The sequence below is a fragment of the Nocardia thailandica NBRC 100428 genome (assembly GCF_000308795.1).
GTDB lineage: Bacteria > Actinomycetota > Actinomycetes > Mycobacteriales > Mycobacteriaceae > Nocardia > Nocardia thailandica.
In genome coordinates, this window is record NZ_BAGK01000151.1 from 1 (window position 1) to 8,331 (window position 8,331).

General features: G+C 72.0%; 8 protein-coding genes. 2 read left to right on the forward strand and 6 right to left on the reverse strand.

Annotated elements, in window-relative coordinates; genetic code table 11:
* Both ON36_RS16170 and ON36_RS16175 read left to right on the forward strand, forming a co-directional pair.
* Positions 1–658 (forward strand): peptidylprolyl isomerase (locus ON36_RS16170; protein ID WP_043653681.1); only part of this gene is annotated, 658 nt, incomplete at its 5' end.
* 122 nt (positions 659–780) lie between these two features.
* Positions 781–1,365 carry a hypothetical protein gene (locus tag ON36_RS16175; protein ID WP_043653683.1) on the forward strand — a complete coding sequence of 195 codons (585 nt, stop codon included), beginning with the start codon at positions 781–783 and terminating at the stop codon, positions 1,363–1,365.
* An 81-nt stretch (positions 1,366–1,446) separates the two neighbouring features.
* On the opposite strand, the gene ON36_RS16180 is transcribed toward ON36_RS16175, so the two are convergent.
* The 6 genes from ON36_RS16180 to ON36_RS16205 form a co-directional block, all read right to left on the reverse strand.
* Positions 1,447–1,878: a DUF4913 domain-containing protein gene (locus ON36_RS16180; RefSeq protein WP_043653685.1), complete on the reverse strand. Its 432-nt coding sequence runs from the start codon at positions 1,876–1,878 to the stop codon at positions 1,447–1,449.
* Positions 1,875–3,842: a type IV secretory system conjugative DNA transfer family protein gene (locus ON36_RS16185; RefSeq protein WP_083885175.1), complete on the reverse strand. Its 1,968-nt coding sequence runs from the start codon at positions 3,840–3,842 to the stop codon at positions 1,875–1,877. The genes ON36_RS16180 and ON36_RS16185 overlap by 4 nt, the downstream gene beginning before the upstream one ends.
* Positions 3,843–3,894: 52 nt before the next feature.
* Entirely contained in the window at positions 3,895–4,407 is a 513-nt protein-coding gene (locus ON36_RS16190) for a hypothetical protein (protein ID WP_083885176.1), read from the reverse strand.
* 59 nt (positions 4,408–4,466) lie between these two features.
* Positions 4,467–6,122, reverse strand: coding sequence for a peptidoglycan DD-metalloendopeptidase family protein (locus ON36_RS16195; protein ID WP_043653689.1), 1,656 nt, complete (start codon positions 6,120–6,122; stop codon positions 4,467–4,469).
* Between the two features lie 22 nt (positions 6,123–6,144).
* On the reverse strand, positions 6,145–6,453 hold the full coding sequence (locus tag ON36_RS16200) for a helix-turn-helix domain-containing protein (protein WP_043653691.1): 309 nt from the start codon (positions 6,451–6,453) through the stop codon (positions 6,145–6,147).
* Between the two features lie 14 nt (positions 6,454–6,467).
* Positions 6,468–8,331, reverse strand: a 1,864-nt coding sequence (locus ON36_RS16205) for a putative type IV secretion/conjugal transfer ATPase (protein ID WP_245558100.1), incomplete at its 5' end; no start/stop codon positions are given.

Consider the following 8,331-nt stretch of genomic DNA (forward strand, 5'->3'; position numbering starts at 1 on the left):
CGACCTGCCCGGCCCGCCCGCCCCCGCGGCGCGCGCCGCCACCGTCGACTGCGCCTACCCGGCCAGCCAGGAGCCCGCGTCCAAGCCCGCGACCGCGCCGGGCGCCACGGGTGTGGCCGCGACCGGGGACACCGCGGTCGCGATCACGTCGTCGCAGGGCCCCATCGGCCTGACGCTGAAGGCCGCGCAGGCGCCGTGCACCGTCAACTCGTTCGTGAGCCTGGCCAAGCAGGGCTACTTCGACAAGACCAGCTGCCACCGCATCGTGGCCACGAAGGGTTTCGGCATCCTGCAGTGCGGCGACCCCACCGCCACCGGCATGGGCGGCCCCGGCTACTCCTTCGACAACGAGTACCCGACCGACCAGTACCCCGCCGGTGACCCGGCCGCCCAGCAGCCGCTGAACTACCAGCGCGGCGTGGTGGCCATGGCCAACGCGGGCACCGGCCCGGACGGCAAGGGCACCAACGGAAGCCAGTTCTTCCTGGTCTTCGGCGACACCAAGCTGCCGCCGCAGTACACCATCTTCGGCACCATCGACGAGGCGGGCCTGAAGACCCTGGACAAGGTCGCGGGCGCGGGCGACGACGGCTCCAACGGACCCGGCGACGGACAGCCGAACATGCCGATCAAGCTGGAGACCGTCAAGATCGGCTGAACTTCGCAGATCGGACGTAACATGACGGGGCGCAGCGCACGACACTGCGCCCCGTCCGCGTTATTCTCGAGGCGGGTACATGTACATGTCCACACGGTGAACGGCCAATCCGGGGAGCAGCCATGGCGGAACTCGACGACATCGGTAGCGAAACAGCGGCAATGATGCGCACCATGCTCCAGATGGCCACCCTGGTCGCCCTCAAGTCCCGTGAACACGGCCAGAAAGAGGCCGAGGCCCGCGCCAAGGCGGTCGAAGCGAAGATCAAGGAAGCCAAGGAACTCCAGCTGCGCGAGGCGCGCGAGGCCAAGGCCAAGGATCCGCGCAACATCGAACTGGAGATGATGAAGTCCGGTCCCGCACTCGAGCGCCCCGGCCTCGACCGCTCCGGGCCCACGCTCGGCGACGCGATGACCGACGGCGTCACCCTGGCCAAGGAGCTGGACAACCCGTTCGCGGTGACCTCCCACGCCACCGAGTCCCTCGCCTACGACTCGGCCGAGCGCAGGCAGGCGCTCGCGGCTCACCTCCAGCGATCCGGGGTGTCCCCCGAGCTGACCCAGGTGCGCATGCTGGTCGAGGCGGGCCGCGGCATCTCCCCCGACGAGGCGATCCGGCTCGACGAGGTCGCGCGGCAGGCGACCATGGGCCGCGACCTGGCCCGCGAGGCGCGGGGTCTGCAGCGCGGCATCGACCGCGGCCGCTGACCCGCCCGACCGACCACGAGCCCCCGGCACCGGAATCCTCCCGGCGCCAGGGGCTTTCCCGTACTCAGGGGCGCAGGCCCCTCAGGCCGTCCATTCGAGTTCGGTGTCGGGAGCCTCGGGGTCGTTGAGCGCGGGCGCGTCCGGATACAGCGCCTCCACCTCCGGCCCGCTGGGCAGGCGGCTGAGCATGTCCTTGTGCCCGTTGCGCACGCTGCAGTACTTGAACGGCCCCTTCGGATCGAACAACCGCTCCATGTGCCAGTCCGCGTGGTCGCGGAACCACCGGCTCATGCCCGGCCCACCGTGGTTGCGGGCGCTCTCGAACGCCTGCCACAGCGCGTCGACGCGCGCCAGGGCCTCCGGATGGCGGTACCAGTCCGGGCACCAGACGGTGTCGCTGGTGTCGGTGATCTGGCGCATGTAGACCTTGCCGAGGTACTGGACGAAGAACTCGACGGGATTGCCGTACTTGCAGTTCTCCGGCGCGACCGGCGCCCAGTCGTCTTCGCTCATCGCGACTCCACCTCCTCGACGGGTCCGTTGCCACCGTGCGGGGGCACGCGCAGACCGGGCGGCGGCGCGATGCCCGGCGCGTCGGGCAGGGCGGGCGCGGTACCCGGCCTCGGCGGCGGAGGCGTGGCGCCGGCCGCGCCCGGCGGCATCGGCGTGGTGCCCGCCGACCCCGACAACTGGGGTTCGGTGCCCACGTCCTTGCCGATCAGATCGTCGATGCGCGTCTTGCGCGTCGGGTCGTTGTACTCGATCGACGCCTTGACCGCCTCGGCGTACTTCGACTCCCACCACGGCACCGTGCGCACCAGCGTCGCGGGCTGGCCGGAGGTGAACACGATGGCGCGGCCCCGGGGCAGGGTGGCCAGCGCCTGGGCGGTGAAGGTCGTCGAGGACGACAGCGACCGCGAATAGCTCTTGCCGCCACCGGATTCCGACATCGACTGGGAGATCGAGTCGTATTCGCCGATGATCTCCGAGCGGTCGCGCAGGAAGGCCATGTCGTCGATGCCCGAGCCGAGCACCTTGATGTTGGCCGCCGACCACAGCGCGTTCATGCCCGCGTCGCCCCAGCAGCGCACGCCCTGGGCCCAGGACTGCAGCACCGTCATCACCACGATGCCGCGCGAACCGAAGTGGCTGTACTGCTTGGGCAGATCCTTCCAGCGCACCACGTTGGCCGCCTCGTCGAGGACGGCCAGCAGCGGGATGGGCAGCCGCCCGCCCGAGGACTGCGACGCCTTGCGCATCGCCACGTCGATGACCGCCTCGGTGAGGGCGCTGACCAGCGGCGCCGCCGAGCCGCGCCCCTCGAGGGACAGGCTGTAGAGGGTGCCGTTGCGCTCGAGGAACTCCCACTCGTCGAACTGCAGGCGGTCGGGTTCGTCGCCCGGGGTCACCCAGGCGTGCACGTTCTGCAGCTGCAGGCAGCGGATCATCTTCTTGGCGGTACTGAAGATGCCCGCCTTGGTGCGATGTTCGGCGTTGTACTGCATGGCGAGGCCGTCGGCGATGAAGTCGCGGCCCGCGCGGCGCACGATCTCGATCGGCTCGGCGTTCTGCGGGTCGGTCACCCAGCGCCACACGTCGGTGATGGACCGGCCGTCGAAGGCGGCGGCCAGGAACAGCCCGGCCAGCAGGTCCTCGGCCTCGGCGTCGAAGAAGCTGTCGCGGTTCTCGACGCTGCCCTCGCTGTCGGCGTCGGCGAAGTGACCGGCGAGGCGGGCCGCCCGCATCTCCGCCCCGTCCCGGTGCGGCGCCACCCACGCCAGCGGATCCCAGAACCAGGTCGGGCGCTCCCCCGCGACGCCCTGCGGGTCGAACACGAAGGTGGGACTGCCCTTGGCCTCGCGCACATTGCGGGTCGCGTCGACCACGTCACGCTTGTTGGAGGTGGTGATGACGGCGCCGATGGCGGTCAGGATGGCCGGGATGACGCGCGAGGTGGACTTGCCCTGGCGCGGCCCCCAGATGTCGAGGTGCAGGTCCTCGTAGGAGCCGTAGAGCGGCACGCCGTCGGCGACGCCGATGCCGATCGGGACGCCCGGGGAGTCGTCGCGGCCGAGCTTCAGGCCGAACAACTCGGCCTTCTCGCGGACGCCCGCCTCGGTGAGCGAGGAGATGGCGCCGCCCATGCCCATGTAGTCGGCCTTGTCGTCGACGGCGAGGCGACCGACGAGCGCCCGCTTGGCCCGGCGGCGCCGGAACACCACGAACCCGATGACGGCGGCGATGACCAGCAGGATCAGCACCGTCGAGGTGCGCGGCCAGTGGATCTTGCCGCGCACCATGTCGGCCACGATCGCGATGGGGTTGATGGGGATGTCCTGATGGGTGACCGACAGCGCGTTGCCGAGGTGCAGCGCCACCCACACCGTGATCAGGGTCGCGAAACCGAAATAGATCGCGTACAGGGTGAGGTCGGGGCCGACGGCGGCCGGGTCCGTCACCTTCTTCTTCTTCGCCACGTGTGCCTCCTGGTGACCTCGTCCGTGGGATTCGCTTCTGGGGGTCGTGCTCTCAGCGGTAGGCGTCCAGCCGCCAGCCTTCGGGTGTCGAGACGACGGTCGCGATGACCGTCGCCGGGGTCAGTGCCTCGCGCCTGCCGTCGGGATAGACCACGGTCTGCTCGATGCCGATCTTGTACTGGGCGAGCCCGGAATCGGCCGTCCCCGGCGGCTTCTCGCCGGAGGCGAAGGTGAACGCCTCCACCGTGGCCTTCGCCTTGGCCCACTGCGCCCACTGCAGCGTGGGCCGGGGGGTGTCGGTGGCGCCCGCGGAGCCGTCGAGCACGCGCAGCATGCTGGGGCCCAGCCACCGGCGCGCCCGGTTCAGCGAGTCGCCGGGCTGTTCGGTGACCGGGTACCAGGTGTAGATGGCCGCGATCGCCGCGACGGCGACGCCGTCGGGTGTTGTCGGGTCGGGCGCGGGTGCCGCCTCGAGCTGCCGGGTGGTCGTGGTCGCGGCCGGAGGCGCGCCGGAATCGCCGCCGCCGCAACCGGTCACGCCCGTCACGATCGCCGCCACCAGCATCACCGCCAGTTTTGTCCGGATTCGTGTTGTCCCCCACCAGGTTATCCGCAGTGTGGCACTCACAGCACCCTCCTCACCCGCGCGTCACCCGGCACCGCGACCACCGCGACCCGGCCGCCCGCCCCACTGCTGGCGGGCACGGCCTGGATCATGGTCGCGTCGCCGGCGTAGATCCCGACCGCCGACGGGCCCCGGACCCCGAATCCGCTGAACACCAGGTCGCCCGGGGCGATCCGGGCCAGCGGCACCTCCGTGCCGGATTCCCACTGCTGCTCGGCCGTCCCGGGCAGCGTCACCGCGCCCGAGGAGGCCGCGAACACCGCGGCGGCGGTCAGGCCGGGGCCGTCGAACCCGCCGTTGGTCGGGCCCTGCGGCCCGCCGCCACCCCACACGTAGGGCGCGCCGAGCCACTGGTGGGCGGCCTCGAGGATCTGCGCGCCGTCGCCGGAGCCCTCGGGGGTGAACCGGCCGCCGGAGCCCGGCGCGCGGTACTGCGGTTCCATCGACAGGATGTTGGTGACGTACGGGCGGGTCTCGGAGAAGTGCGCCGCGTACTGGTTGGGCATGCCGCCCGAGGCGAGGACCGCGCCCTCACCGGCGTTGTAGGCGGCCAGGGTCAGGGCGGGCAGGTCGCCGGTGACCCGGCCCTCGCGGATCCAGCCGGTGATCTTGTGGGCGATGGCGCACATGTAGCGGGCCTGGCCGATGATGGCGTCGCCGTCGTCCCACACGCTGGCCGTGCCGTTGCCGTCGGCATCGATGACATAGGGCCGCCCGTCGTCGGGATCGATGCTCGCCGCGGTCCCCGGCAGGAACTGGGCCAGGCCCTGGGCGCCCGCCGGCGAGGTGAGGCCGCGCTGGAAGCCGGACTCCTGGCGGGCCTGGGCGGCCAGCAGCGAGGACGGGATCTCCGCGCACACCGTGCCCGCGCGCCGATACCAGATCTCCAGGTCGGCGGGCACCTTGCCCACCGCGAGCGCGCCGCCCGCGCTGCCGAAGCCGCGCACGCAGTTGGGGTCGGTCGAGAACGCCTTGGCCCCACCGACATCCGGGGTCGGGGCGCCGTCGAGCCACGGCATCGGGTCGATCTGGCGGCCGCCGGTGAAGCGGCCGCCGGGCACGATCTCGAAATGCAGGTGGGGCCCGCTGGATTCGCCGTCGGAGCCGACCATGGCGATGGGCTGGCCCGCGGTCACCGTGTCACCGACGCGCACCTTCACCCCGCTCGCCCACATGTGCCCGTAGACCGCGGAGAAGGCCCGGCCGTTGGTGTCGACGGAGTCGACCACGATCCAGTGCCCGAAGCCCGAGGCGGGCCCGGCCGCGACCACGCGGCCGTCGGACACCGAGTAGATGGTGGTGCCGTCGGCGGCGGCCATGTCGACGCCGCGGTGTCCGCCGTCGCGTGAGCCGAACACGTCGGAGACGGTGAAGGTGCCCACGGCCAGCGGCAGGGTGCGCCGCAGCGGCCCGGTACCCGCGGCCAGCGACGGGGTGCCCGTGACGGCCGGGTTGCCGGTCGTCGAGGCGGGCGCGGCCACCGAGGTGGCGCCAGGATAGCCGCCGCCGAGGGAGGGCAGGCCCGCCGCGGAACTGCCGAGCACGCTGCCGGTCTCGCAGGAGTCCTCGACGGCGGGCAGCACGACGACCAGCACGAGGGCGACGAGGCCGATGACCGACCCGAAGGCGGCCATGACCAGGGTGCGGGCGTTCATCGTCGGCCCGCCGGGGCACGCCTCACCCGCGGCGCCGGGTTTCGTTGAGGGTGTCGGCCAGGGCCCGGTTCACCTCCGCGGCGGCGGCCAGCTGCTGCTGCAGCACCGCCACCTTGCGGCGCAGCGCCGCGGCCGACATCCCGTCCAGGCCCGGGTCGCCGGCGGCCCGCACCCAGTTGCGCACCGAATTGGTGTGCACGCCGATCTGTTCGGCCACCACCCGGCACGCCTCCGACTCGCTGCGCAGCGTGTCGGTCAGCGCCACGACCTGCTCGACCGCGGCGTTGCGCACTTCCGGGGAGACCCGGCGATAGGAACGGTGCGGCATCATCTACGCTTCCCTCCTCACGACGCCTCCGGATCGACGGCGGGATCCGCACCGCCCCGGGGGTTGTCGCCGAACTCGCTGAACCGCTGGTTCGTGTCGTGGATCCCGCTCTCCCGCTCCGACACGGTGAACTCCATGTGGAACGGGATGCCGGGCCTGCGGTCCTCACCGATCTTGAGCAGGAATCGGCCGGTGCCCGGCGGGGCGGGCCGCTGCTGGCCCGGCCGCAGCGCCTCGCCGGTCAGCGCCTGCGGCGCCGACCAGCCGGTGACCATCTCGGCCTCGGCGGCGGTGAAGGGCACGGTGGAGTCCAGTCGCGCGATCTCCTCGGCGGGCAGCGCGCCGAAGATCTTGGCGCGGGCGCGTTCCAGGAAGCCGACGGCCTTGGCGATGGCCGCCTCCGAGCCGAGGGCCTGCAGGTCCTTGATGGTGTGCGAGATCATGATCAGCGCGGTCGCCATGCCGCGCTGCAGGCGGGTCAGCTCGTCGACGCGGTCGACCATGAAGTCGCCGAGGCCGAGCACCTGCCACAGCTCGTCCATGACGACCTGGAAGTAGCGCTGCGGCCCCATCTTCGCGTCGGTGAGGACGTGCGCGGCCTCGACCGAGGCGAAACCGTCGGCCCAGCAGGCCAGCATGACCGCGGCCTTGAGCTTCTTGTCCCCGCTGGGGATGTGGGAGACGTCGATGCAGACGGCGACCGCGGTGGTGTCGATGGGCACGCTGGTCTGGCCGTTGAACACCGCGCCGAACGGGCCCTGGGTCAGCGCCCGCAGCGAACGGCGCAGATGCTTGATCGCCAGCTGGTATTCCTCGTCGTCGTCGGCGCCCGCGTCGAGGTTCATCTCGGGGCCGCCCGCGACGATGACCTCGAGCAGGTCCTCCATGATCGGCGGCCGGTCCGGGGTGAATCCGCTGCCGGGCCGGTAGAGGATCCGCAACGCCGTGGCGATGAGGGTCTCCTCGTAGTCGGCCACCCGGGCACCGCGCACGAGTTCGACCAGGCCCGCGATCAGGGTCACCTGGCGGGCCCGCAGATCCTGCAGCACCTGCTGCTGCAGCGCCGGGAACGCGTCGAGGCGCGGCACGATCGACCCGAGCACGCCCGCCGCGAGGGGGTTGAGCTTGCCGTGGCCGTAGCCGAGGTCGATGACCTGGCCGCCGACGAGTTCGACCAGCTTGCGGTAGTCGGGCTTGACATCGGCGAGCACCAGCGGCGTGATGCCCTGGGCGACGCCGCCGAGCACGATCCGCCGCACCAGCGACGACTTGCCGAAACCGTTGAGGCCGAGCACGAACAGGCTCGGCGCGGTGATGAAGCTGCCGCGCATGAACCAGTTCATCGGGTCGAAGCACACCGGGGCCCCGGTGTGCAGGTGCGAGCCGAGTGGGGTGCCGATGAGCGGGGCGCCCGCGCCGACCGACCACGGCCACAGGCCGGCGACCTGGGCGGTGGTGGCGCGGTACTCGACCGGGCGGCCGACGACGTTCATCTTGCCGCCGCCCGCGCCCGCGTAGCCGCGATCGGTGAGTTCGGCGGTGCTGCGGTCGAATCCGTCGACCACGACCGCCTCGTCCCGCGCCTGGGCGTTGCGCCTGCGCAGGTCGTCGGTGTGCAGGCGGAAGGTCGCCCACACCGCGCGCAGGCCCGACTGCTCGCGCACGATGGTCTCGTACCGGGCCCGGGTGACGTCGTCGAGCAGGGACGGCCCGGTCTGCTTGCGCTGCCCGGTGGGTTTGCGCGCCGACCTCCCGGTGCCCATGGCACGGTCGGCGGTGTCGTCGGGCCGGTCGACCGGCGCCGGACGCCTCTGGCGGACCTTCTCGATCTTCTCCGTGTCGGGCAGCGGCCGGGAGCCGGGCCCGCGATGGAGGTGGTCG

Excerpts from the sequence above, each read along its gene's own strand:
- ON36_RS16175 (WP_043653683.1), top strand. The coding sequence starts at position 781 with ATGGCGGAACTCGACGACATCGGTAGCGAAACAGCGGCAATGATGCGC.
- ON36_RS16180 (WP_043653685.1), bottom strand. The coding sequence starts at position 1,878 with ATGAGCGAAGACGACTGGGCGCCGGTCGCGCCGGAGAACTGCAAGTAC.
- ON36_RS16190 (WP_083885176.1), bottom strand. The coding sequence starts at position 4,407 with ATGCTGGTGGCGGCGATCGTGACGGGCGTGACCGGTTGCGGCGGCGGC.
- ON36_RS16195 (WP_043653689.1), bottom strand. The coding sequence starts at position 6,122 with ATGAACGCCCGCACCCTGGTCATGGCCGCCTTCGGGTCGGTCATCGGC.
- ON36_RS16200 (WP_043653691.1), bottom strand. The coding sequence starts at position 6,453 with ATGATGCCGCACCGTTCCTATCGCCGGGTCTCCCCGGAAGTGCGCAAC.